The organism is Paraburkholderia phytofirmans, from assembly GCF_046028095.1.
GTDB classification, from domain to species: Bacteria; Pseudomonadota; Gammaproteobacteria; order Burkholderiales; family Burkholderiaceae; genus Paraburkholderia; species Paraburkholderia phytofirmans_A.
This window is the reverse complement of sequence record NZ_JAQQDJ010000002.1, coordinates 179,102-204,290: the sequence shown is the minus strand read 5'-3', so window position 1 is coordinate 204,290 and position 25,189 is coordinate 179,102. Positions and strand designations below refer to the sequence as shown.

General features: G+C 65.0%; 23 protein-coding genes. 18 read left to right on the top strand and 5 right to left on the bottom strand.

Annotation, left to right across the window (positions count from 1 at the left end; translation table 11 throughout):
• Positions 1 to 174: 174 nt before the first annotated feature.
• Together recJ and PQR54_RS05415 are read right to left on the bottom strand one after the other, a co-directional pair.
• The gene (gene recJ, locus PQR54_RS05420; RefSeq protein ID WP_408244405.1) at positions 175 to 1,881 is read right to left on the bottom strand and encodes a single-stranded-DNA-specific exonuclease RecJ; all 1,707 of its coding nucleotides are present in this window, start codon (positions 1,879 to 1,881) and stop codon (positions 175 to 177) included.
• A 40-nt stretch (positions 1,882 to 1,921) separates the two neighbouring features.
• Positions 1,922 to 3,064, bottom strand: a complete 1,143-nt coding sequence (locus PQR54_RS05415; RefSeq protein WP_408244404.1) for a regulator — start codon at positions 3,062 to 3,064, stop codon at positions 1,922 to 1,924.
• Between PQR54_RS05415 and PQR54_RS05410 the strand changes: the two genes are divergently transcribed.
• The 10 genes from PQR54_RS05410 to ftsB all read left to right on the top strand — a co-directional run bounded on the left by PQR54_RS05410 (position 3,032) and on the right by ftsB (position 15,288).
• Positions 3,032 to 3,454, top strand: coding sequence for a hypothetical protein (locus PQR54_RS05410; protein WP_408245021.1), 423 nt, complete (start codon positions 3,032 to 3,034; stop codon positions 3,452 to 3,454). The two genes, PQR54_RS05415 and PQR54_RS05410, sit on opposite strands and share 33 nt — an antisense overlap.
• A gap of 375 nt (positions 3,455 to 3,829) precedes the next feature.
• Entirely contained in the window at positions 3,830 to 5,083 is a 1,254-nt protein-coding gene (locus PQR54_RS05405; RefSeq protein WP_408244403.1) for a lipoprotein-releasing ABC transporter permease subunit, read from the top strand.
• Entirely contained in the window at positions 5,076 to 5,819 is a 744-nt protein-coding gene (gene lolD, locus PQR54_RS05400) for a lipoprotein-releasing ABC transporter ATP-binding protein LolD (RefSeq protein WP_408244402.1), read from the top strand. Before PQR54_RS05405 ends, lolD begins: the two co-directional genes overlap by 8 nt.
• Positions 5,820 to 5,866: 47 nt before the next feature.
• Positions 5,867 to 6,655, top strand: coding sequence for a TatD family hydrolase (locus PQR54_RS05395; RefSeq protein ID WP_408244401.1), 789 nt, complete (start codon positions 5,867 to 5,869; stop codon positions 6,653 to 6,655).
• Positions 6,656 to 6,766: 111 nt separating this feature from the next.
• Positions 6,767 to 9,553 (top strand): DNA internalization-related competence protein ComEC/Rec2, encoded by a 2,787-nt coding sequence (locus PQR54_RS05390; protein WP_408244400.1) that lies wholly within the window; start codon positions 6,767 to 6,769, stop codon positions 9,551 to 9,553.
• Positions 9,554 to 9,671: 118 nt separating this feature from the next.
• Entirely contained in the window at positions 9,672 to 10,475 is an 804-nt protein-coding gene (locus tag PQR54_RS05385; protein ID WP_408244399.1) for an alpha/beta fold hydrolase, read from the top strand.
• A gap of 280 nt (positions 10,476 to 10,755) precedes the next feature.
• Positions 10,756 to 12,429 (top strand): CTP synthase, encoded by a 1,674-nt coding sequence (pyrG, locus tag PQR54_RS05380; protein ID WP_408244398.1) that lies wholly within the window; start codon positions 10,756 to 10,758, stop codon positions 12,427 to 12,429.
• Entirely contained in the window at positions 12,426 to 13,280 is an 855-nt protein-coding gene (gene kdsA, locus PQR54_RS05375) for a 3-deoxy-8-phosphooctulonate synthase (protein ID WP_408244397.1), read from the top strand. Before pyrG ends, kdsA begins: the two co-directional genes overlap by 4 nt.
• A gap of 179 nt (positions 13,281 to 13,459) precedes the next feature.
• Positions 13,460 to 14,743 carry a phosphopyruvate hydratase gene (gene eno / locus PQR54_RS05370; protein WP_012433549.1) on the top strand — a complete coding sequence of 428 codons (1,284 nt, stop codon included), beginning with the start codon at positions 13,460 to 13,462 and terminating at the stop codon, positions 14,741 to 14,743.
• 107 nt (positions 14,744 to 14,850) lie between these two features.
• Positions 14,851 to 15,288: a cell division protein FtsB gene (gene ftsB, locus PQR54_RS05365; protein ID WP_106313445.1), complete on the top strand. Its 438-nt coding sequence runs from the start codon at positions 14,851 to 14,853 to the stop codon at positions 15,286 to 15,288.
• Positions 15,289 to 15,402: 114 nt separating this feature from the next.
• Here the strand turns inward: ftsB and PQR54_RS05360 are convergent, their stop codons facing one another.
• The 3 genes from PQR54_RS05360 to PQR54_RS05350 all read right to left on the bottom strand — a co-directional run bounded on the left by PQR54_RS05360 (position 15,403) and on the right by PQR54_RS05350 (position 17,529).
• Positions 15,403 to 15,792, bottom strand: coding sequence for a hypothetical protein (locus tag PQR54_RS05360; protein WP_408244396.1), 390 nt, complete (start codon positions 15,790 to 15,792; stop codon positions 15,403 to 15,405).
• A gap of 197 nt (positions 15,793 to 15,989) precedes the next feature.
• Complete coding sequence (gene hslO, locus PQR54_RS05355) at positions 15,990 to 16,940, bottom strand: Hsp33 family molecular chaperone HslO (protein ID WP_408244395.1); 951 nt, start codon at positions 16,938 to 16,940, stop codon at positions 15,990 to 15,992.
• 64 nt (positions 16,941 to 17,004) lie between these two features.
• Positions 17,005 to 17,529, bottom strand: a complete 525-nt coding sequence (locus tag PQR54_RS05350; RefSeq protein WP_408244992.1) for a gamma carbonic anhydrase family protein — start codon at positions 17,527 to 17,529, stop codon at positions 17,005 to 17,007.
• Between the two features lie 502 nt (positions 17,530 to 18,031).
• On the opposite strand from PQR54_RS05350, the gene PQR54_RS05345 reads away from it, so the two are divergent.
• The 8 genes from PQR54_RS05345 to dapA all read left to right on the top strand — a co-directional run bounded on the left by PQR54_RS05345 (position 18,032) and on the right by dapA (position 25,149).
• Positions 18,032 to 18,943: a ferritin-like domain-containing protein gene (locus PQR54_RS05345; protein ID WP_408244394.1), complete on the top strand. Its 912-nt coding sequence runs from the start codon at positions 18,032 to 18,034 to the stop codon at positions 18,941 to 18,943.
• An 84-nt stretch (positions 18,944 to 19,027) separates the two neighbouring features.
• Positions 19,028 to 19,912 carry an alpha/beta fold hydrolase gene (locus PQR54_RS05340; protein WP_408244393.1) on the top strand — a complete coding sequence of 295 codons (885 nt, stop codon included), beginning with the start codon at positions 19,028 to 19,030 and terminating at the stop codon, positions 19,910 to 19,912.
• A gap of 119 nt (positions 19,913 to 20,031) precedes the next feature.
• Complete coding sequence (locus PQR54_RS05335; protein ID WP_408244392.1) at positions 20,032 to 20,862, top strand: 3',5'-nucleoside bisphosphate phosphatase; 831 nt, start codon at positions 20,032 to 20,034, stop codon at positions 20,860 to 20,862.
• Positions 20,863 to 21,004: 142 nt separating this feature from the next.
• The gene (locus PQR54_RS05330; protein ID WP_408244391.1) at positions 21,005 to 21,640 is read left to right on the top strand and encodes an L-threonylcarbamoyladenylate synthase; all 636 of its coding nucleotides are present in this window, start codon (positions 21,005 to 21,007) and stop codon (positions 21,638 to 21,640) included.
• Positions 21,641 to 21,687: 47 nt separating this feature from the next.
• Positions 21,688 to 22,350 (top strand): site-2 protease family protein, encoded by a 663-nt coding sequence (locus PQR54_RS05325; protein ID WP_408244390.1) that lies wholly within the window; start codon positions 21,688 to 21,690, stop codon positions 22,348 to 22,350.
• 6 nt (positions 22,351 to 22,356) lie between these two features.
• A complete protein-coding gene (locus PQR54_RS05320) occupies positions 22,357 to 23,559 on the top strand; it encodes a tryptophan--tRNA ligase (protein ID WP_408244389.1) in 1,203 nt (400 codons plus the stop codon).
• 17 nt (positions 23,560 to 23,576) lie between these two features.
• Positions 23,577 to 24,179, top strand: coding sequence for a class I SAM-dependent methyltransferase (locus tag PQR54_RS05315; RefSeq protein ID WP_408244388.1), 603 nt, complete (start codon positions 23,577 to 23,579; stop codon positions 24,177 to 24,179).
• Positions 24,180 to 24,222: 43 nt separating this feature from the next.
• Positions 24,223 to 25,149, top strand: coding sequence for a 4-hydroxy-tetrahydrodipicolinate synthase (dapA, locus tag PQR54_RS05310; protein ID WP_408244387.1), 927 nt, complete (start codon positions 24,223 to 24,225; stop codon positions 25,147 to 25,149).
• Positions 25,150 to 25,189 lie beyond the last annotated feature (40 nt).

The following is a 25,189-nucleotide window of genomic DNA, read 5'->3' as shown; positions in this document are numbered from 1 at the left end:
TTGCGGTTGATTTTGCGGAGATTTTCGAGGTTTTTGGTGCGGCGGGGCCGGCAGGGCCGGCAGGGCGTTTGACGCGCCGGCGTCGACTCATCGGCTGCATTGGTCGCGTGAGGTCCGCGCTTCGGCTTGCGATTACAACTCGCCCGGTCCGGCTGGGCTTTTCAGCTGGCCGCCTTAGCTCGCCGCGTGCTCGACGATCAGTTGCACGCGCGACACGCCGTTCCACGTATCGCTCGCGAGGCGATAGGCGACGGTGGTGCGCGCGGGCAGGGTGTCGGTGTGATTGAACCAGATTGCGTTGAAGCGCTGGCGTCCGCGCACGAGTTGCAGTTTCAGGTGCTTGTCCTTCACGAGTGCCTGCGAGGCGATGTCGAATTCGCCCGAAAACACCGGCGCCGGAAAGCCCTGGCCCCACACGGCGGCGTCGAGCATTTCGACGAATTGCGGCGTGAAGTACGCGTCTTCCAGTTCGCCGTCGGTTTCCACGGTGCGCGAGAGCGCGTCTTCGGACAGCCATTCGCGGCCGACCGCTTCGAACGCTGCCGTGAAACGCGGCACGTCGGCGGCGGCGAGCGTGAGGCCCGCGGCCATCGCGTGGCCGCCGAATTTGACGATCAGGCCCGGCTCGCGCTTCGAGATCAGATCGAGCGCGTCGCGCAGATGGAAGCCCGAGATGGAGCGGCCCGAGCCTTTGACGGTCTGGCCGCTGTCGTCGGCGAGCGCGAAGGTGAACGACGGCCGGTGGAATTTCTCTTTCAACCGCCCGGCCACGATGCCGATCACGCCTTGGTGCCAGCTCGGATTGAACAGCGTGATAGTGGTCGCGCCGTCAGGATTGATCGCGGAAAGGTCTTCGAGCGCCTGCTGCTGCATGCCGGCTTCGATCTCGCGGCGTTCGCGGTTCATCGTGTCGAGTTGCTGCGCGAGATCCCATGCGCGGCCGATGTCGTCCGTGGTCAAACATTCGATTCCGAGCGACATGTCCGACAGGCGGCCCGCCGCGTTCAGGCGCGGCCCGAGCGCGAAGCCGAGGTCGAAGCCCGATGCGCTGCGGGCGTCGCGCGCGGCGGCGCGAAACAACGCGGCGATGCCCGGCTGCATCTTGCCCTTGCGGATGCGCTGCAACCCTTGCGCGACCAGCACGCGGTTATTGCCGTCGAGCTTGACGACGTCCGCGACCGTGCCGAGCGCGACCAGATCGAGCAGGCCGTCGAGGCGCGGTTCGGGGAACGCGTCGTTGAAGGCGCCACGGCGACGCAATTCCGCGCGCAGTGCCAGCAGCACGTAAAACATCACGCCGACGCCCGCGATGCACTTGCTCGGGAACGTGCAGCCCGGCTGGTTCGGATTGACGATCGCGCGGGCGGCCGGCAGTTCGTCGCCGGGCAGGTGATGGTCGGTGACGAGCACGTCGATGCCGAGCGCGTTGGCCGCTTCCACGCCGTCGACGCTGGCGATGCCGTTATCCACCGTGATCAGCAGATCCGGTTTGCCGGACGCGTTGCGCGCGGCGAGCGCGACGATCTCGGGCGTCAGGCCGTAGCCGTACTCGAAGCGGTTTGGCACCAGATACTCGATGCGGCCGCCGAACATGCGCAGGCCGCGCACGGCGACCGCGCAGGCGGTGGCGCCGTCGCAATCGTAATCGGCGACCACCAGCATGCGGCGGTTCTGCTGGATCGCGTCGGCGAGCAGAGCGGCGGCGTCTTCACAGCCCTTGAGCGCGACCGGCGGTACGAGCCGCGCGAGGCCGGTTTCGATTTCGTCGGGCATGCACACGCCGCGCGACGCGTAGAGGCGTGCGAGTACCGGGTGCAGGCCATGGCGGGTGAGGATTTCGGCGTCGACGGGAGAACAGGCGCGCGTAACGATTCGAGTCATTCGGAGAGGCCGTGGGTCATTCGTTGAGTCATGCAATCGATCATTCGATGAAGAGCGAGGCGAGCACGCGCCGCCGCCAGAATTTGCGCAGATCGCCGCGCGTGACCGACAGCGTCACCGAGCCGGTGTCGCCGCACAAGGTCAGGCCGAGTTCGGCGAGATCGCCGGATTGCAGCGCGGCGAGCGCAGGCTCGAACCAGTCAGTTTGCAATGCGGCGAAGGCGTCGTTCCAGCGCGCCCAGTCCTGTTCGATGTAGGGCGCGGAGAACGGATCGAGTTCGACCAGCGTGGGCCCGCTCGTGTTCGTGTTTGCTTTGGCGTCGGCGTTGAGTTCGGACGCGCCGCGCGCAGCGCCAGCCGCCCGCAGTGCCGTAAACGACGCCGGTGGCGCAGCCGCCGCGACGCCCGCGGTCATCGCGAGACCGCGCGTTGCGGCTGCATCGGAGAACACGCGTGCGAACGGACTGCGTACCGGCTGGACCGCGCCCTGCGCGTGGAACCAGATCGAGTTGACGGCAGGCAGGCCGCGCGCCTCGCGCGCTTCGTTGACCGGGTGCTCGAACCACGCCATCTGCACTTCGTTCTGCAGCTTCATCCACGCGCGCGAGCGCTCGCCAGAATGCGCCTCGTGCGGCAGCCAGATTTCGATGTTGCGCCCGCTCGCGCGCAACGGCGACGCGCCTGCGAGCGTGCCGAAGCCGTCGCCCGACAGATACCAGCGCGCGGGCCGCGGCGCTTCGATACGCACGCCGAGCTCCTCGATCAACGGCCGCGCGACCGCGAGCAGCGCGCCGGCTTCTTCGTCGGACAAGTCGAGCGAGGCCGGGTCGATCAGCACCAGATGATCGTGCGCGATCCGCACGTGCACCGGCTGCACGCAGGCCCATGTCGCGGTGCCGGGTTCGCCGCCGTCGGCGCGCAGCATGTAGGGCGCGAGCGGCGCTTCGTCGGCGGCGGCCGCGCCGCTCGGCAGCGCGCCGAACTGGCGCGCCACCCAACGCTCGTGCGGCAGCGTGCGCTGAAAGTCTTCGCCGACCACGCGCTCCACCAGCGACGCGCGCGCGATCAGCCGGTCGAGGGCCGGACTGCGGATGTCGTGAAGGGCGGTGGAGGCGTCCGCTGCGGCGGGCAGCGCGAAGGGCAGGAGAAAATGGAGACGGTTGGCGAGCATGATGCTGCGCATTGTAGGGCAAAGAGTGCGAGTATTCCGACCATCAGCACCCGCTCGACGAAGCTCGGCGGCAGCGGACCTTCAAGTCCGCCGCCGGCCGGCCGCCGGAGCAACAGCCGCGCGCGGCGGCACCGCGCACATGACGAGGAGACCGGCATGTCGCGTGAACTCAAAACCGAGCAGGAATTGCTAGCACTGGTCGTCAAGGCGCTCGATGCGAATCCGGCCACGGCCGGCTGGATCCCGACCGGCTTCCACGAGACCGTGGACGACGAAACAGGCTGCAACTGGGACATCAGTCATCTGCACCGCGACCGCAAGGACGCCGACGTGGCCGGGATCGCCAACAGCGCCGCCGCGGGCATCATCAACGAGCTGCGCGAGCGTTACAACCTCCGTTAGACGAAACCCGCACAGCGCCCGGACCCGGCGCACGGTGACGCGGCGCCGATTCAGGAGCCGCCGCCGAGCCGACGCGGCCTCATGCGGCCAGCGTTTCTGTTCGAGGTCCCGGTCCACGCTGCCTTTGCGCGAGCGGGCCGCATTGTATGGCAAACTTCGCGCTTGATTGGTGATGGCGGCAATGGCGGCGACGACAGGAGCCACCTTCCAGGCGGCCGCGGACCGCGGTGGCGCGCGCATTGCTATGCAACGGCGCGCCGCACCGGAACCATCCGCGTCGCGGCGACACCAACAATCACGACGCTCGGGCCGCACGAAAGGCGCTTCACGCCTCCGTGCGCGGCACAAAGCCGAAGAACGCAGAAAAGGATTCGCTTGAAATTTCCCTACGAATGGCAGATTGGCTGGCGCTACACCCGCGCCGGCAAACGCACGACCGGTAACGGCTTCATCTCTTTCATCGCGCTCGTGTCGATGTCGGGCATCGCGCTCGGCGTCGCGGCGCTGATCGTCGTGTTGTCCGTGATGAACGGTTTTCAGAAAGAAGTGCGCGACCGCATGCTGTCGGTGCTCGCGCACGTCGAGATCTTTTCGCCGACCGGCTCGATGCCCAACTGGGAGCTGACCGCCAAAGAAGCCCGCCAGAACAAGGAAGTGATCGGCGCGGCGCCGTATGTCGAAGCCCAGGCGCTGCTCACGCGCCAGGACGCGGTGAGCGGGGTGGCGCTGCGCGGTGTCGAGCCTTCGCTGGAGCCGCAGGTGTCCGATATCGGTAAGGAGATGAAAGGCGGCAGTCTGAATGCGCTGGTGCCGGGCGACTTCGGCATCGTGCTGGGCGCCGACCTCGCCACCGCTCTCGGCGTGACGGTCAACGACAAGATCACGCTGGTCGCGCCGGAAGGCACCATCACACCGGCCGGCATGCTGCCGCGGCTAAAACAGTTCACGGTGGTGGGCATCTTCGAGTCGGGTCACTACGAATACGACAGCACGCTCGCGCTGATCAACATCAAGGACGCGCAGGCGCTGTTCCGGCTGCCCGCGCCGACCGGCGTGCGACTGCGCCTGACCGACATGCAGCGCGCGCCGGAAGTCGCGCATCAGCTTGCCCGCACCCTGTCCGGCGATCTATACATTCGCGACTGGACGCAGCAGAACAAGACCTGGTTCTCCGCGGTGCAGATCGAAAAACGCATGATGTTCATCATCCTCACGCTGATCATCGCGGTGGCGGCGTTCAATCTGGTGTCGTCGCTCGTGATGACGGTGACCAACAAGCAGGCCGACATCGCGATTCTGCGCACGCTCGGCGCGCAGCCTGGTTCGATCATGAAGATTTTCGTGGTGCAGGGCGTGACGATCGGTTTTATCGGCACGGCCACCGGCGTCGCGCTCGGTTGCCTGATCGCGTGGAGCATTCCGTGGCTCGTGCCGATGATCGAACATACGCTCGGCGTGCAGTTCCTGCCGCCGTCGGTGTATTTCATCAGCGAACTGCCGTCCGAACTGGTGCCGGCCGACGTCGCGCGAATCGGCGTCATCGCCTTCGTGATGTCCGCGCTGGCCACGTTGTACCCGAGCTGGCGTGGTGCCAAAGTCCGTCCGGCGGAGGCACTACGCTATGAATGACCGTTCCGCTAACTTATCCATGGCTTCTTCCGACACCGTGCCGCATCCCTACGTGCTGGAAGCAACCGGCATTTCCAAGTCGTTCGTGCAGGGCGGTCTGAACGTGACGGTGCTCAACAACACGGAGCTGAGCGTGCGGCGCGGCGAGAAGCTGGCGATCGTCGGCGCGTCGGGCTCCGGCAAGAGCACGCTGCTACACGTGCTCGGCGGCCTCGACGATCCGAGCGCCGGCCATGTCTCGGTGATGGGTAAGCCCTTCACCAAGCTCTCCGAGCGCGAACGCAACGACCTGCGCAATCGCGCGCTGGGTTTCGTGTATCAGTTCCACCATCTGCTGCCGGAGTTCACCGCGCTCGATAACGTCGCGATGCCGCTGCGGATCCGCCGCATGACGACCGAAGCGTCGCGCCGCGAAGCGCTCGCGGTGCTGGAGCGCGTCGGCATGGGGCATCGCGCGAAGCATCGTCCGGGCGAGTTATCGGGCGGCGAGCGTCAGCGCGTCGCGATTGCGCGCGCGCTGGTGACGAAGCCCGCCTGCGTGCTGGCCGACGAACCGACCGGCAATCTCGACGGCGGCACCGCCGACACCGTGTTCAACCTGATGCTCGAACTGTCGCAAACGCTCGACACGAGCTTCGTGATCGTCACCCACGATCCCGAACTCGCGGGACGTTGCGACCGCATCGTGCGGCTGCGCGACGGCGTGCTGCACGAAGAGCCGCCGGTGCCGGTTTAACCGGCCGGCCATTCGGCATAGACGCCGCGCCGCCAACGAGGTCTGTGATGTGGATCGATACGCACTGTCATCTCGACGCATCGGAATTCGACGCCGACCGCGCGCAAGTCGCGGCGGCAGCGCGCCGCGCGGGTGTGGGGCGAATCGTGATTCCGGCGATCGGCCGGCAGAATTTCGCGGCGGTGCGTGACTTGGCGCAGCGGGTTGACGGCGGCGCGTATGCGCTCGGTATTCATCCGTTGTTCACGCCGGGCGCGCAAGACAGCGATCTCGATCTGCTGCGCATGGAAATCGAGGCGAGTCTCGACGATCCGCTGTTCGTCGGCATCGGCGAGATCGGACTCGATTATTTCGTCGAAGGTCTCGACGACGCGCGCCAGCAGTTCTTCTACAACGGCCAGTTGCAGCTCGCACGCGAATTCGATCTGCCGGTGATCTGCCATGTGCGCAAATCGCAGGATCAGGTGATCAAGGGACTGCGGCGGCATCAGATTCATCGCGGCATCGCGCATGCGTTCAACGGCAGTTTTCAGCAGGCTCAGGCGTATATCGATCAGGGCATGCATCTCGGCTTCGGCGGCAATCTGACTTTCGAGCGCGCGCGGCAAATTCGCCGTCTCGCCGAGCAATTGCCGTTCGACGCGCTGGTCGTCGAAACCGACGCGCCGGATATCGCGCCGTCGTGGATCTACAAGCAGCGCAACACGCCCGAGCAGATTCCCGCGATCGGCGCGGGCCTCGCGCAACTGCGCGGCATGGCCGCCGACGAAGCCGCCCTAGGCACAACGGCTAACGCGCTCGCCGCGCTGCCGCGGCTGGCTCTTTCCTCTGCATAATTGAACTCGATGGTCTGAGTGGTTCGCGCCGGGCGATACCCACGCCCGGCGGGCTCGCTGACGCCTGCGCGTCGAGTGTTCCGTCGTCCGGCGATTGCAGGCGGAGGGCGGATGCGGGCATGGTGGTGTGGATTTGCGTTGGGCGTGATCGGGCTGCAACGGCAGGCGGTGTTACCGGATTGGACGGCGTTGTGCGGGTTGGTGATGCTCGCTTGTGCTGCGGTCGTGGCGGCGGCGTGGGGTTTGGGCGAGGATAGCCGCGCGGCGGCCAGTGCGGATCATGCGATGGCTCGCGCAGCTACGGTTTCGGCTGAGGCCGGAACTACCAATGCAGGTGGAGCTGCGCCTATAGCGGAAAGTGATGCTGAGGTCGGAACAACCGTGCCGCGAGCTGCGGCCTCGACAAGGCTAACGGTGGCGCCCGGGGATCGGCAGCACGCGTGTGCGACGACCCTCGCGTCGCTCGTACATCGCATCCGCTTCAGCCGTCGCGTGCGTTCCTTCGTGGGCTGGAGCGCCGTGTGGTGCGCGGCAATGTGCGCGGGCTTCGGGTACGCAGCCATACGCGCGGACATGCGCCTTGCGGTGAGCTTGCCGAACGCGTGGGAAGGGCGCGATATCGAGGTCGTCGGCAGTATCAAAGGCTTGCCGTCACGCGATGAAAACGGCGCGCGTTTTCTATTCGACGTCGAATCAGCCGAAGTGCCAATCGACGCTTTCCCTCGCGTGATCCAGCTCTCATGGATCGCCGAAGATGCGCCGCCGCCTTTGCTAGAGCCAGGCTCACGCTGGCGGCTGGCCGCGCGGCTTAAACGTCCGCATGGCAATGCCAATTTCGGCGTGCGCGATGCTGAAGCGACTTTGCTCGCACGCAACGTGCGCGCCACAGGTTATGTGAGCGCGCCGGCTCATGCTGTGCGATTGCCTGGCAGGGCGCGCGGGGTCGGCGTGACGGTGGACCGCTGGCGTGCCGCTCTGCGCGAACGGATCGACGCGGTGCTCGCCGACGCGCCGCATCGCGGAATCGTCGTGGCGCTCGCCATCGGCGCACAGGACGAAGTCAGCGCCGCGGATTGGCTGCTGATGCGCGGCACGGGCACGAGTCATCTGGTGGCGATTTCGGGGCTGCATATCGGTTTCGTCGCGGGCCTCGCGGGTTGGCTGGCGGGAGCGTTCTGGCGGCGCTCGGGATGGATCGGCCGCAACTGGCCGTTGCGGCTGCCGGCACAAGTCGTCGCGGTGACGGGCGGCGCGCTGTTCGCCGCGCTGCATGCCGCGTTGGCCGGCTTCAATGTGCCGGCGCAGCGCGCGCTGTGGATGGCAGGGGTCGTCGCGCTCGCGTTTATCGGCGGGCGCAATGTGCCGCGCTCGGCGATGCTTGCGTGGGCCTTGGGGCTCGTGCTGGTGGTCGATCCGTGGGCGGTCGTGTCGGCGGGATTCTGGTTGTCGTTCTGCGCGGTGGCGGCGATTCTGTTCGCCATGTCGGGGCGGCCGCATGTGCAGGATCACGAACAGCACCGCGACGAAACAGCCGAAGACGGCGAGGCGGCGACCCGGCTGTCGAGGCTGGGTTTCGTCTTGCGCCGCCGTATGCGCGATGCCGGGGCAAGGTTGCGCAGCGCTGCGCAGGTGCAGTTCGCCGTGACGATCGCGCTCGCGCCGTTGACCGTCTACTGGTTCGCGCAGATTCCGCTGATCGGCCCGCTCGCAAATGCTTTCGCGATTCCGTGGGTGAGCCTGCTGGTCACGCCGGCGGTGCTTGCGGGCGTCGCGTTGCCCGCGCCACTCGACGCCTACGCATGGCATGGCGCACACGCTTTGCTGGACTTGCTGGCCGTGGGCTTGCAAGCGCTATCCGGCCCCGCCTGGGCGCTCTGGCGTCTGCCCCAACCGGATGCGTGGACGCTGGCCGCGGCGGCAGTCGGCGTGCTCTGGTGTTTGGCGCCGCGCGGCTGGCCGCTGCGCTGGGCCGCGCCGCTGACCTGGCTGCCGTTGTTGTTACCCGCGCCGTCCGGACCGCCGCACGGCAGTTTCCGGTTGACCGCGCTGGACGTCGGTCAAGGCACCTCGGTGCTGGTCGAAACGGCGCATCACACTTTGCTGTTCGATACCGGACCGGGGCCGGAGTCGACTCACGCGGGCGAGCGGGTGGTCGTGCCGTTTTTACAGGCGCGTGGCGTGACGGCGCTCGATACGTTGATCGTGAGCCACGCCGACTCCGATCATTCGGGCGGTGCGCCCGCCGTGCTGGACGCGATCGAGGTGCATCAAATGGTGGCGGCATTGGCGCCGTCGAATGCGCTGTGGTCGAACGCGCGGCAACGCGGCGCCGACACGCTGCCGTGCGCGGCGGGTCAGCGCTGGCGGTGGGACGGCGTCGAGTTCGCGATGCTCTGGCCGGACGCCGGTCCGCTGCAAGGCAAGCCGAATGCGCATTGCTGCGTGCTGCGGGTCAGCGCTGTGCCCGCCGCCCCAAGCTCGTCGATCAGACGTACCGAAACAGAACCGCCGCGCATGACGGCCTTGCTGACGGCGGACATCGAGGCGCCCGTCGAACGCGTTCTGCTCGCGCGCGATCGCGGGGCGTTGCGCGCGCAGGTGCTGGTCGTGCCGCATCACGGCAGCAAGACTTCGTCGACCGAGCCGTTCCTCGACTCTATCGATCCGCTCATCGCGCTATTTCAGGTAGGCTATCGCAACCGTTTTCATCATCCGAATGCGGGTGTGTTCGAGCGCTACAAGGCGCGGCGGATCGAGCTCGGGCGCAGCGATGCGGACGGTGCGGTACGCGTCGAGGTGAACCCGGGCGGCGAGACAAGTCACGCCGCGGGCAGCAGCGCCGCGGTCACGCTCGAGCGCTATCGCGACACGCAGCGCCGCTACTGGATGGATCGCTGACCGGTCAATTGGTGAATCGCCGGCCGCATAGATAGAAGAAACGCGCGCCGGGCGTGTTGACTGCACGGCAGGTGCGTGCCACGACCCGCACGCAAGAACAGAACGGAGACAGCCGCAGTTGAAAAACATCATTCACTTCTCGCACGCGAACGGCTTTCCGGCGTCGACCTATCGCACGATCTTTGCCGAACTCGCCGACGACTACGAGCTGCGCTCCATCGAGCGGATCGGCCACGACGCGCGCTTTCCGGTGACGCAGGACTGGCCGCATCTGGTCGAACAGTTGCTCGACGACATCCGCAGAACGTACGAGCAGCCGGTGTGGCTGGTGGGACATTCGCTCGGCGGCTATCTGTCGCTGATGGCCGCGCTCAAAAAGCCGCAGTGGGTGAGGGGCGTGGTAATGCTCGATTCGCCGGTGATCGCCGGCTGGCGCAGCAGCATGCTGCGCGTGTCGCAATGGACCGGCCTCGACGAGCGGCTCTCGCCCGCGGCCGCCACCCGCACGCGTCGCACGCAATGGGCGAGCCGCGACGAAGCGTGGCGCCATTTCCATTCGAAGCCGGCGTTCGCGCGCTGGGACGAGCGCATGCTGTCCGACTACATCGACTTCGGCATTCCGCAGACTTCGCCCGACGGCTCGCGCTCGCTGGCCTTCGACCGTCGTACCGAATATCAGATCTATAAGACCTTGCCGCACACGCTCGGCTCGCGGCTCGCCCGGGGCGCGCCGGTGCCGGTGGGCTTCATCGCCGGCACGCGTTCGAAGGAAATCCGCCAGGCCGGTCTCGACGCCACCCGCCGCGTGACCGGCGGCCATGTGGAATGGATCGAGGGCAGTCACCTTTACCCGATGGAAAAACCCGTCGAAACCGCGCGCGCGGTGCAAAGCATGTTGCATGAACTGGAGCAGCGCGGCTGACGCGAACGCACGCGCGGACATTAGCGCGGACATTAGCGCGGACATTAGCGCGGACATCAGCGCGGACGTGAGCGCGGACGGCGACGGCAGCAGCATCAGCCATGCGCCGCGACGCCGGCCATAGCGCGCCGCGCCGGCACGCGCCGCCAGAAACGGTGCATGATCCACGCGCGGCAACGGCCGCCGTCGCGGCGCGCGCACGTGTGGATGCCGCCAGGATTTTGCTGGGGTCGGGGCCCTGCTTTACGGTATAATCCGTTTTTCCCGCGAGCATCCAGCGATGACCAAATATGTTTTCGTCACCGGCGGCGTAGTGTCTTCCCTCGGCAAGGGTATTGCCGCCGCTTCCCTCGCCGCGATCCTCGAATCGCGCGGTCTTAAAGTCACCCTCCTCAAGCTCGATCCCTACATCAATGTCGACCCCGGCACGATGAGTCCGTTTCAACACGGCGAAGTGTTCGTGACGGAAGACGGAGCGGAGACCGACCTCGACCTCGGCCACTATGAGCGCTTCATCAGCACGAAGATGCGCAAGGCCAATAACTTCACCACGGGCCAGATTTACGAATCGGTGATCCGCAAGGAACGCCGCGGCGATTATCTCGGCAAGACGGTGCAGGTCATCCCGCACATCACGAATGAAATCCAGGCGTTCATCGAACGCGGCGCGGCTTCCGCGACGTGCGGTGAGCCGGACGTCGCCATCGTCGAAGTGGGCGGCACCGTGGGCGACATCGAATCGCTGCCGTTCCTCGAGGCCGCGCGTCAGATGAGCCTGCGCATGGGCCGCAACAGCGCGTGCTTCGTGCACCTCACGCTGGTGCCCTGGGTCGCCACCGCCGGCGAACTGAAGACCAAGCCCACGCAGCACAGCGTGCAGAAGCTGCGTGAAATCGGTATTTCGCCGCACGTGCTGCTGTGCCGCGCCGACCGCCGCATTCCGGACGACGAGCGCGCCAAGATCTCCATGTTCTCGAACGTGCCGGAAGACGCCGTGATCTCCGTGTGGGACGCGGACAGCATCTACAAGATTCCGCAAATGCTGCACGATCAAGGTCTGGACGCAATCATTTGCGAAGAGCTCAAGCTCACGCCGAAGGCCGCGGATCTGTCCATGTGGTCAGATCTGGTCGAGAAGCTGGAGCATCCGAAGCACGAAGTCACGATCGGCATGGTCGGCAAGTATGTCGATCTGACCGAGTCGTACAAGTCGCTGATCGAAGCGCTGCGCCATGCGTCGATGCATACGTCGACCAAGGTCAACATCGAATACATCGATTCGGAAGAAGTCGAGACGCAAGGCGTCGAGAGCCTCAAGCATCTGGACGCCGTCCTCGTGCCGGGCGGCTTCGGCCGTCGCGGCACCGAAGGCAAGATCGCCGCGATCCGCTATGCGCGCGAAGCGAAGGTGCCGTATCTCGGCATCTGCCTCGGCATGCAACTCGCCGTGATCGAATTCGCCCGCGACGTGGTCGGTCTGAAAGACGCGAACAGCACCGAGTTCGATCAGGAAACGCCGAACCGCGTGGTCGCGCTGATCACCGAGTGGTACGACCGCGAAGGCCGCGTCGAGAAGCGCACGGAAGAGTCGGATCTGGGCGGCACGATGCGCCTCGGTTCGCAACGCTGCCCGATCAAGCCCGGCACCATGGCCGAAGAGATTTATGGCAAGGACGTGAACGAACGTCACCGCCACCGTTATGAAGTCAATAACCGCTTCGTGCCCCAACTCGAAGCCGGCGGCCTTATCATCAGCGCCCGTACTCCGAGCGAAGATCTGCCGGAAATGATGGAATTGCCGCGCAGCATGCACCCGTGGTTCGTCGGCGTGCAGTTCCACCCGGAATTCACGTCCACGCCGCGCGACGGGCATCCGCTGTTCAAGTCGTTCGTCGAAGCGGCGCTCGCGCATCACGAGGCGAGCACGCCGGTCGCAGTCGGGGAGAAAGCATGAAACTGGGCGATTTCGAAATCGGGCTCGACAAGCCGTTTTTCCTGATCGCAGGCACCTGTGTCGTCGAATCCGAACAGATGACGATCGACACAGCCGGCCGGCTCAAGGAAATCTGCGCGAAGCTGAACATTCCGTTCATCTACAAATCGTCGTACGACAAGGCCAACCGCAGCAGCGGCAAGTCGTTTCGCGGTCTGGGCATGGACGAAGGTTTGCGGATTCTGTCGGAAGTGAAGCGTCAGCTCGGTCTGCCGGTGCTGACCGACGTTCACGCCGAGCACGAGATCGAGCAGGTCGCCTCGGTGGTCGACGTGTTGCAAACGCCGGCTTTCCTGTGCCGCCAAACGGACTTCATTCACGCTTGCGCGCGTTCGGGCAAACCGGTCAACATCAAGAAAGGCCAGTTTCTCGCACCGGGCGACATGAAGAACGTGATCGACAAGGCGCGCGATGCCGCGCGTGAAGCGGGTCTGTCGGAAGACCGTTTCATGGCGTGCGAGCGCGGCGTGTCGTTCGGCTATAACAACCTCGTGTCGGACATGCGTTCGCTCGCGATCATGCGCGAAACCAATGCGCCAATCGTGTTCGACGCCACCCACTCGGTGCAGTTGCCGGGCGGACAGGGTACGAGCTCGGGCGGTCAGCGCGAATTCGTGCCGGTGCTGGCGCGTGCCGCGGTTGCCGTGGGCGTCGCGGGTCTCTTCATGGAGACTCACCCGAATCCGGCTGAAGCCAAGTCGGACGGTCCGAACGCCGTGCCGCTGCATCGCATGGCCGATCTGCTCGAGACGCTGGTTACGCTCGATCAGGCCGTCAAGCGCGCACCGTTTCTCGAAAGCGATTTCAACTGATTCAGGCGTTCATCGCGTGTCACGATCGGTGCGCATAATCGGCACGGTTGTCGGCACGCGGCGAAGGCAGCCAATGGTCGTCGAACGCAGTGGTGCAAGAGTTGTCTGCCGGGGAGACCGGCTGTAGCGTCCACTGCGGTGTCAAAGTAAAGAATTCAACGTCATTTCTTGAGGAAACCATGAGTGCTATCGTAGATATCATCGGTCGAGAGATTCTCGATTCGCGAGGCAACCCCACCGTCGAATGCGACGTGCTGCTCGAGTCGGGCACGATGGGCCGCGCTGCGGTGCCGTCGGGCGCGTCGACGGGTTCGCGTGAAGCAATCGAATTGCGCGACGGCGAAACCGGCCGTTACGGCGGTAAGGGCGTGCTGAAGGCCGTCGAGCACATCAACACCGAAATCTCCGAAGCGATCATGGGCCTCGACGCTTCCGAACAGGCTTTCCTCGACAAGACCCTGCTGGAACTCGACGGCACGGACAACAAGTCGCGCCTCGGCGCGAACGCGATGCTGGCTGTCTCGATGGCCGTCGCGAAGGCTGCCGCTGAAGAAGCCGGCCTGCCGCTGTACCGCTACTTCGGCGGCTCGGGCGCGATGCAACTGCCGGTGCCGATGATGAACATCGTCAACGGCGGTGCGCACGCCAACAATAGCCTGGACATCCAGGAATTCATGATCGTGCCGGTTAGCCAGCCGACCTTCCGCGAAGCACTGCGCTGCGGCGCCGAAGTGTTCCACGCGCTGAAGAAGATCCTGTCGGATCGCGGCATGAGCACGGCCGTCGGCGACGAAGGCGGCTTCGCGCCGAACTTCGGCAGTAACGACGAGTGCCTGTCGACCATCCTGCAAGCCATCGAGAAAGCCGGCTACCGCGCCGGTGAAGACGTGCTGCTCGCACTCGACTGCGCAGCCAGCGAGTTCTACCACGACGGCAAGTACCAACTGGCCGGCGAAGGCCTGCAACTGTCGTCGACCGAATTCGCGGACTACCTCGCGAATCTGGCCGACAAGTTCCCGATCGTGTCGATCGAAGACGGCATGCACGAAAGCGACTGGGCCGGCTGGAAGACACTGACCGACAAGCTCGGCAAGAAGGTGCAACTGGTGGGCGACGACCTGTTCGTCACCAACACGCGCATCCTGAAGGAAGGCATCGAGAAGGGCATCGCCAACTCGATCCTGATCAAGATCAACCAGATCGGTACGCTCACGGAAACCTTCGCGGCGATCGAAATGGCCAAGCGCGCGGGCTACACCGCAGTGATCTCGCACCGTTCGGGCGAAACCGAAGATTCGACCATCGCGGATATCGCGGTCGGCCTGAATGCCGGTCAGATCAAGACGGGTTCGCTGTCGCGCTCGGACCGCATCTCGAAGTACAACCAGTTGCTGCGCATCGAAGAAGACCTCGGTGATATCGCCAGCTACCCGGGCAAGTCGGCGTTCTACAATCTGCGCTAATGGCTGGTTTGCAAGCGCTGACCGATGAGCCGGTTATCCTTCGTTTCTGATTGACCCCGCCGCCCTGCGTATAGCGCAGGGCGGCGTGTATTTATTGTGCTTACTTCATGCGGCTTGTCACTGCTGTCCTGATCGTTCTACTGGCGCTGATCCAGTACCCGCTCTGGTGGGGGCACGGCGGTTGGTTGCGCGTGCACGAGTTGCAGCAGCAACTGGCGCAGCAGGTGCAAAAGAACGCCGATTCGAAACTGCGCAACGAACGCATTCAAGGCGAAGTGCAGGATTTGCAGAACGGCACGGCCGCTGTCGAAGAGCGCGCGCGTTATGAAATGGGCATGGTGAAGGACGGCGAAGTGTTCGTGCAGTTCGTGTCGCCGAACGCGCCGTTGCCGTCGGCGAACACGCCTTCGGTTACCACTTCGACGCGGGGTGAGATGTCGGCGGCGCCGCTGCATGTGGTGCCGAATCCGGAGTCGCGCGCGAAGCCGGATCGCAAGCATGGTGGTAAGGCAGCGGCTGCGAAAGACAAGAAGCCTGCGCACTGAGCTTTGCCGTAGCGCAGAGCTTCACTTGGTACGAAGGACAAAAAAGGCACGGTGAGAACCGTGCCTTTTTCTTTGGTCTCGCGCCGCGGCGCGCCGAGTCGCGATTGCCGCCGCTCACCAGCCCCAATACGACCCGTAACCGACGCCGACACCCGTACCCCAGCCGTGTCCCCAACCACCGCCGTAATAGCTACCGTATACGGTGACAGGCGGCGTGTAGTAGCGCGACCACGCCTGCGCCGCGTTATCGGCCGCAATCGCCTGATTCTGTTCGGCCATCACCTGACGGTCGATCGCGTCATAGCGCTGGCGTTCTTCAGGCGTCAGCGGTTGGGCGGTGGCGGCCACACCCGACTGGTCGGCGGGCAGCCGGCTATAAATCGGCGACGGGCCCGGCGGATCCATCATGCAGCCCGCCAGCGCGCCACTCCCGATCAAAACAGCCAGCACAGCGACCGTGCGCGCACGGCGCAGCAACGGAATCAACGAAGTAGGGTGGTTCATGTTCGATCTCCATCGGTCGGATGCCTAAGCAAATCATGCGCCGCGCGCACCGCCAATGATTCAACGCAATGATCAAAGATACTGCGCCGCCCGGGCCCTGAAAAGGCAGCGGGCGGCGCGGTATTTTTACTGCCGTGATACAGGTGTGACGAACCGCCGTTCCGCGCACGTGAAAAGCGCGCCGAATGGCGACTCGTTTAGTGCCGCTGTTCAGCCGCGGGCGTCACGCCTTGTGAGAGCGCTTCGGCGACGAAAAGTTGCGCCACGTCGACCGGATCGAACTCGTAACGCTGGTTGCAGAACTCGCAATGAATCTCGACATGGCCGCGCTCTTCGAGCACGCCGTCGACTTCCTCGCGGCCCAGCATTTTCAGCATGCCGCCGACTTTTTCGCGCGAACACGTGCACTCGAAGCGCGCCGTGGCCGGTTCGAAATGCTGGACGTTTTCCTGCCAGAAGAGGCGCCGGAAGATGGTTTCCGGCTCTTCCTTCAGCAGTTCGTCTTGCGACATCGTGCCGCCGAGCGTGCAGACGCGCTCCCACGTATCCGCGTCCAGATCGCCCGGATGGGGCACGATCCCGCCGTCGCCCGGCAACTTTTGCAGCAGCATGCCGACCGCGCGCTCGGTGTTCGCCGCGAGCCACAGCCGCGTGTCGAGTTGCTCCGAGTGATGCATGTAATGCTCGAGCACTTCGGCCATCGAGTTGAGGGGGCCGTCCACGCCCGACAACGGCACGATACTTTGATACGGCTGCTGACCGGGCTGCTTGCTGGCCGGGTCGAGCGTGATCACGCAGCGGCCGTGGCCGCTCGCGTTGAGCAGGTCGACCATGCTGGTCGTCTCGCCGACCACGTTGGCGGCTTCGCCGGACAGCTTGGCGGTTGCGCGCATCGACAGATCGGAGCCGCACTGCACCACCAGCATCTTGACCGGGCCGTCGCCGAAAATCTGCATGATGAGCGTGCCGTCGAACTTGAGATTCGCCGACAGCAGCGCGCACGCCGCCATCATTTCGCCCAGAACCGTGCGCACCGGCGCCGGATAGTCGCGGCGCGTCAGCACTTCCTGCCACGTATTGCGCAAGGAAACGATCTCGCCGCGCACCGGCGCCGCGCTGAACATGAATTTTTGCAACTGGTCGCTCACAACTTTTCCTCGGTCAGATGACGCAGCGTGATGCCGCGCCGTGCGCGCCGCGCGCTCCGGCTGGTTAGCCGATGCGCACGAGCTGCGCCTTGTAATATTCGCGGCGCTCGGCATAGACTGCCGCGCCGCGCTGCATGTTGGCGATATCCGTCTCGGTCAGTTCGCGCACCACCTTGGCGGGCGCGCCGAGAATCAGCGAATTGTCGGGAAATACCTTGCCTTCGGTGACGATGGCGCCCGCTCCGACCAGACAGTTGCGGCCGATTACCGCTCCATTCAAGACCACGGCCTGAATTCCGATCAGCGATCCTTCCTTGATCGTGCAACCGTGCAGCATGACCTGATGGCCTATCGTCACGTTTGGCTCGATCGTGAGCGGAAAACCGGGGTCGGTGTGCAGCACGGCGTTTTCCTGCACGTTGCTGGCGGCGCCGATGGTGATCGGCTCGTTGTCGCCGCGAATCGTCGCGCCGAACCAGACGCTGGCGTTCTCCCCGAGCGTCACGTTGCCGATGATGCTCGCCGAATCCGCGACAAAGACGCTTTCATGGATGGTTGGGGCGGCTTCGCCAAGCTTGTAAATGGTCACGGTGTCTCCTCTTGATCGGTCGCTACGTGCGCAGGCCAGGGCGCCGAACTGGCCGGAACGTCTTGCCTTGCCGGGCTGTCCCGCCTCGCCGGCGCATCGGGCGCGTTGGATGGTCGAATCGGGTATTGTAAACGGTTGTGTGGTTGGGACGCTTGGTCCGGCCACAGGGCGCTCGCTTCGGACCTTGGGGCCGAGGCCCCCGCCGATGCGGCGCCGGCCGTGTCCAAATTGCCTGGCCGCCCGGCTGTTCGAGTTGACGTTCACGCAATGGCGGCGCGGCCGCGTCTGGACGGCCGTTTTGCTGCTGCGGCCGCCGTTCGCGCAATTGCGGTACGGACTTGGCTGGATGGCCGCTTCGCTGCCCAGTTTGCCATTCACGCAATTGCGGTGCGGACTTCGCTGGACATCCGCATGCTGACGCGTCGTATGCAACGAATTTTGTCGTTCCGCTAGCCATGCCGTTTTTGGCTTTCTTTGCTGTTTCCTCGTCGATCCGTTTGCCATGATGTCCGCCGCACCGTCCGCACCGTCCGTTTCGCCTGACTCACCGGCCGCTGATGCCGCGCGCCAAGCCCCTTGCGCGCGCGCCGCAGCGCTCGCCGCATTGCGCGAAGCCGATCCAGCCGCCAAGGCCGCCGCGGCCCGCGCGCTATACGCCGCGGTGCTCGACGGCAGCATGGCATGCGCCGCTCACGCCGAACTCGCCGAACCGTCCGGCCTGCCGGGCCGTCCCGCGCGCCCCGACCTGGTCGATCCGCGCGGTTTGAAGCGACGCAGCATGCAAGCGCCACAAGGTCGCGCGGTTCTGCTGCACGCACTCGCGCACATAGAATTCAACGCCATCAACCTCGCGCTCGACGCGGTCTGGCGCTTCGCCGGCATGCCCGCCGAGTTCTACACAGACTGGCTCAAGGTCGCCGCCGAAGAGGCCTACCATTTCTCCCTGCTGACCGCGCGCCTCACGGAGTACGGCCACGTCTACGGCGATTTTCCGGCCCACGACGGCCTGTGGGACATGTGCGAGCGTACGCGCGGCGACGTGCTGGCACGCATGGCGCTGGTGCCGCGCACGCTCGAAGCGCGCGGCCTGGACGCCTCGCCGCCGATCCGCGCGCGTCTGCTGCAGGCGGGCGATCAGGCGTCGGCGGCGATTCTCGACGTGATCCTGCGCGACGAAATCGGCCACGTGCTGATCGGCAACCGCTGGTTCCGCCATCTGTGCGACGCCGGCGGCCTCGACCCTCACGAGACTTACACGCGCCTCGCCGACCAGTATCACGCACCGAAATTACGCGGTCCGTTCAATTTCGAGGCGCGCCGCGACGCCGGTTTCGACGAAGCCGAACTGGCCGCGCTGGCCGCCGTGGCGGGCCTCGACGCGCAGGAAGCGGCGCCGCCGTCCGCCGGCGACTGAGACTTCCTTCGCCATCCGGCCCCGCGCATCGGCGGGCTATCTCGTTATAATCGAACGACCATTCTTTTTTTGGACGTGCCGTTCATGAACACTTCCCAGTCTGAATTCGTCGCCGTGCGCGGCATCCGTCTGCATGTGCGGCGGTGGGGCAATCCGGATGCGCCGATGCTCTTCATGCTGCACGGCTGGATGGACGTGGCCGCGTCGTTCCAGTTCGTCGTCGATGCGCTGGGCGGCGACTGGCAGGTGCTGGCGCCGGATATGCGCGGCTTCGGCCTGTCGGACTGGCCGGTGGCGGAGCACGGCGGCGGCAACTACTGGATTCAGGACTATCTGGCCGATCTCGACGCCTTGCTCGACCACTACGCGTCGACTGGCGAAGTGAATCTGGTCGGCCACAGCATGGGGGCGAACATCGCCTGTGTGTATGCGGGCGTGCGGCCGGAGCGGGTGCGGCGGGTGGTCGATCTGGAAGGCTTCGGGCTTGCGCCGTCGCACTCGGCGCAAGCGCCTAAACGTCTGCGCAACTGGCTCGACGAATTGCGCGATCCGCCGCAATTGAAGCGCTACGCGTCGCTCGACGACGTCGCCGCGCGCCTGATCAAGACCAATCCGAGGCTCGACCCGCAGCGCGCGCAGTTTCTCGCGCAGCATTGGTCGAAGCCGGACGGCGAGGGGCGCTTCATGCTGCTCGCCGATCCCGCGCACAAGCTGCGCGGCCCGGCCCTGTACCGTCTCGACGAAGTGATGGCGACCTGGCGCAAGGTAAGCGCAAAGGTGTTGCATGTGGAGGCGGCCAACTCGCCGACGCTCGCGCAGATTGCCGGCGAAATTCCGCTCGACGAATTCAAGGCGCGCTTTCAGGCGTTCCCGGACTGGCGCGAGAAGATCATCGACGGAGCGGGGCACATGGTGCATCACGACCAGCCGGAGCAGGTGGCCGCGTTGATCGAGGGATTCTGCGCGTAGCGCCTTCGGAAAGTTCGAGGATTTCCGGCGCGTGCGCTTCCGGGCGTTCGTTGTGAGATAGCTCTGCGTCCGCTTACTGCGTTGCAGTAAAATGAGCGTAGAACCTTTTCTAGACAACGATGAACGCCGACCTCCACTGTCATTCCACCGTTTCCGACGGCCAGTTCGCGCCGGCCGACGTCGCGCGCCGCGCGCATGCGGGCGGCGTGACGCTGTGGGCGCTTACCGATCACGATGAACTGGGCGGCCAGCACGAAGCGCGAAGCACCGCCGAATCGCTCGGCATGGACTATCTGAGCGGCGTCGAGATTTCGGTCACGTGGGCATCGCGCACGGTGCACATCGTCGGGCTGGGTATCGATCCGACCAGTTCGGTCCTGATCGACGGCCTCGCGCGCACGCGCAATGGGCGCGCGGCGCGGGCAGAGGCGATCGGCGAGCAACTCGCCACGCTCGGCATTCCCGACGCCTATCAGGGCGCACTCAAATACGTGTCGAATCCGGACATGATTTCGCGCACGCATTTCGCGCGCTTCATGGTGGACAGCGGCTACGCCAGTTCCACGCAGGACGTGTTCACCCGCTTTCTCGGCGACGGCAAATCGGGCTACGTGGCGCACCGCTGGGCCAAACTGGCCGACGCGGTCGGCTGGATCCAGGCCGCCGGCGGCGAAGCGATCATTGCGCATCCGGGCCGCTACGCTTATTCGCCCGTCGAATTCGACGCATTTTTCGCCGAATTCATCGATCTCGGCGGCAAGGCGATCGAGGTGGTGACGGGCAGCCACACGCCAGACCAGTACCGCGAATACGCCGATGTCGCGCGCCGTTTCGGTTTCGAGGCGTCGCGCGGGTCCGACTTCCACGCACCCGGCGAAGGCCGCGTCGATCTCGGCACGCTGCCGCCGCTGCCCGCTGATCTGAAACCCGTCTGGGAACGCTGGCTGTGACCGCGCCGTGCCGTCGCGGCACGTCGATTGCGAAATTCAGACGGCCGCAGCGCGCGCTTTCGTCTGATCTTCCGGCCGCACTTCAGCCGCAACTCGCTTTGCCGTCTATTCGCTTTCCCTCCGTGAGCCAACGTTAGTCGCCATGTCCCAATACTTTCGGCTTCATCCTGATAACCCGCAGCCGCGCCTCGTCAAGCAGGCCGTGCAGATCATCAACGATGGCGGCGTGGTCGCGTTGCCGACGGACTCGAGCTACGCGCTCGCCTGCCATCTGGACGACAAGGACGCGGTGGAGCGTCTGCGGCGCATTCGCGGACTCGACGAGAAGCAATTGCTGTCGCTGCTGGTGCGCGACCTGTCGGAACTCGCCAATTTCGCGATGGTCGACAACCGCCAGTACCGGCTGATCAAATCGGTGACGCCGGGCCCGTACGTGTTCGTCCTGCAAGCCACCAAGGAAGTGCCGCGGCGCCTGTCGCATCCGTCGCGCAAGACCATCGGCCTGCGCGTGCCGGACCACGCGATCACGCTGGCGATTCTCGAAGAACTCGGCCAGCCGCTGCTCGGTTCGACGCTGATCATGCCGGGCGAAACCCAGCCGTTGAACGACCCGGAGGAAATCCGCGAGCGCCTCGAGAAGCAACTGGATCTGGTGATCGACAGCGGTCCGTGCGTGTGCGAGCCGTCCACGGTGATCGATCTGACCGGCGCGCAACCGGTGCTGGTGCGGCCGGGGCGCGGTTCTCTCGCGCCGTTCGGCCTTGAAGAGACGGCATGAGTGAAAGCGGACAGACGCACGCAATCGCGTTGTTACAATAACGAGCTATGGATTCTTCCCTGATACAAACCATTGCGGTGTACGCGCTGCCGGTGATTTTCGCCATCACGCTGCACGAAGCCGCCCATGGCTACGTCGCGCGCTGGCTCGGCGACAATACCGCCTACGTGCTTGGCCGCGTCTCCGTCAATCCGATGCGGCATATCGATCCGCTCGGCACGATCGCGATTCCCTTGCTGCTGTACTTCGCCACTAGCGGCGCGTTCATGTTCGGGTACGCCAAGCCGGTGCCGGTCGCCTTCGGCAATCTGCGCAATCCGCGCTGGGGCAGCCTGTGGGTCGCCGCGGCGGGTCCGGCCTGCAACTTCGTGCAGGCAATAATCTGGGGGCTGTTCGGCGTCGCGCTCGCGGTCATGAACGTGGACGAGCCGTTCTTCACGCGCATGGCGGGCGCGGGCGTCGGCGTGAATCTGGTGCTCGGCGTGCTCAACCTGTTTCCGCTGCCGCCGCTCGACGGCGGCCGCGTGCTGATGGCGCTGTTGCCGCCGCGGCAGTCCATCACGCTGTCGCGCCTCGAACCGTACGGGTTTTTCATCGTGATGGCGCTGGTCATGACGGGCACGCTCACGCGATACTGGCTGAACCCGTTGGTCACGATCGGCTACAGCGCGATCACCGCCATTCTGACTCCCCTCGTTTCGCTTTTTTAGATAACCATGTTCCCAGACCGTATCTTCTCCGGCATGCGGCCCACCGGGTCGTTGCACCTCGGCCACTATCACGGCGTGCTGAAAAACTGGGTGCGACTGCAGTCCGAGTATCCGTGTTTCTTTTGTGTGGTCGACTGGCACGCGCTGACCACGCACTACGAAACGCCCGAAGTGATCGAGAAAAACGTCTGGGACGTGCTGATCGACTGGCTGGCCTCCGGCATCGATCCGGCGCAGGCCACGCTGTTCATTCAGAGCAAGGTGCCGGAGCACGCCGAACTGGCGCTGCTGCTCGGCATGAGCACGCCGCTCGGCTGGCTCGAACGTGTGCCGACCTACAAGGAGCAGCAGGAGAAACTGAAGGACAAGGATCTGTCCACTTACGGCTTCCTCGGCTATCCGGTGCTGATGGCGGCGGACATTTTGTTGTATCGCGGCTCGCTCGTGCCGGTCGGCGAAGACCAGGTGCCGCACGTCGAAATGACGCGCGAAATCGCGCGCCGTTTCAACTATCTGTACGGCCGCGAACCGGGCTTCGAAGAGAAGGCCAACGACGCCGCGAAGAAGCTCGGCGGCAAGCGCGCCAAGCTCTATCACGAGTTGCGCAACGCCTACCAGCAGGAAGGCGACGACGAGGCGCTCGAACAGGCGCGCGCGATGTTGCAGGAGTCGCAGAGCCTGTCGATGAACGACCGCGAGCGTCTGTTCGGCTACCTCGAAGGTTCGCGCAAGATCATTCTGGTCGAGCCGCAGGTCATGTTGACCGAAGCGTCGCGCATGCCGGGTCTCGACGGCCAGAAAATGTCGAAGTCATACGGCAACATGATCGGCCTGCGTGAAGACGCGGAGACCATCACGAAGAAAGTCCGCACCATGCCGACCGATCCGGCCCGCGTGCGTCGCACCGATCCCGGCGACCCCGACAAGTGCCCGGTGTGGCAGCTCCATCAGGTCTACACGGACGAAGCCACCCACGAATGGGTGCAGAAGGGCTGCCGCACGGCGGGCATTGGTTGCCTGGAGTGCAAACAGCCGGTGATCGAAGGCATTCTGCGCGAGCAGCAGCCCATGCTTGAGCGCGCGCAGAAGTACATGGACGATCCGTCGCTGTTGCGCGCGATCGTTGCCGACGGTTGCGACAAGGCCCGCAGGTTCGCCACGGAAACGATGCGCGACGTACGCGAAGCCATGGGGCTCTCGTACAACTGACGAGCGGCGTCCATCTCATGAGTACTTCCGCTACCTGCGCCGTGCATGGCTTGGGCGAGCCGTCGCCGTGGGTGCGCGATTGGGCTCATCTGGTTACCAAGGGTGGTGCTGTGCTCGATGTCGCGTGCGGGGCAGGGCGGCATGCGCGTTTCTTCGCATCGCTAGGGCATCCGGTGACCGCCATCGACCGCGACGCAGCGGCGCTCGACGTGCTGCGCGGTGAGCCGCTAATCACTGCGCTGCAAGCCGACCTCGAAGGCACCGCGTGGCCGGTGCCCGCCGACGCAAAATTCGCCGCCGTCGTAGTGACGAACTATCTGCACCGCCCGCTCTTTCCGCAGCTTTTGCGCGCGCTCGCGCCCGGCGGCGTACTGGTTTACGAGACCTTCGCGCAAGGAAACGAAAGCATCGGCAAACCCTCTAATCCGGCGTTTCTGCTGGCGCCCGGCGAGCTTCTCGACCGGGTGCGCGGCCAGCTCCGGGTGGTCGCTTTTCAGGACGGTTTTCTCGCGCAGCCGCGCCCCGCCTACGTCCAGCGGATCTGCGCAATTCTGGAGGCGGAGCGCTCAGACGACCCCGCGCAGGCGGCATCTCCGCCTTGTTACGAGTTGGCTGGCTAATCCGCTACAATCGCGGTTTACCTGATCAAATTCATGGCGTTTCATGACTAACGGCAACCAAAGCAGCAAGCTCGGCAGCAACGACAGTGTTCAGATTCGCGGCAGCATTCCCGCCATCATCACCCCGATGCTCGAAGACGGCGGCCTCGATCTGCCGGCGTTTCGCAAACTGATCGACTGGCACATCGCGGAGGGCACGAACGCTCTCGTCGTGGTCGGCACGAGCGGCGAGTCGGCCACGCTGTCGGTCGAAGAACACGTGCTGATGGTCAAGACCGCGGTCGAGCACACAGCGGGCCGGATTCCGGTGATCGCGGGCTCGGGCGGCAACTCCACGACGGAAGCCATCGAACTCACCCAGCAGGCCAAAGAAGTCGGCGCGGACGCCACGCTTCAGGTCGTGCCGTACTACAACAAGCCGACGCAGGAAGGCATCTACCGCCACTTCGCGAAGATTGCGGAAACCGTCGATCTGCCGGTGATTCTGTACAACGTGCCGGGTCGCACCGTTGCTGACATGAGCAACGAAACCATTCTGCGTTGTGCGCAGGTGCCGGGCATCATCGGTGTGAAGGAAGCGACCGGCAATATCGATCGCGCCGCGCATCTGATCAAGTCCGCGCCCGCGCATTTCGGCATCTACAGCGGCGACGATCCCACCGCGATCGCGCTGATGCTGCTCGGCGGCCACGGCAATATTTCGGTCACCGCCAACGTCGCGCCGCGCGCCATGAGCGAGCTCTGCAAGGCCGCCCTGGCTGCAGACGCGAAGACCGCGCGTGAAATTCATCTGAAACTCCTGTCGCTGCATAAGAACCTGTTCATCGAATCGAATCCGATTCCGGCCAAATGGGCACTGCAGCAACTGGGTCGTGTGCAGGGCGGAATCCGCCTGCCGCTCACGCCGCTCGACGCGCAATACCACGAAGTAGTGCGCGGCGCGCTGCGCGAAGCGGGCCTGCTGGGGTAGGCGGACAGCGTCCGCGGCACCCACAGCGCCAACCAAAGCC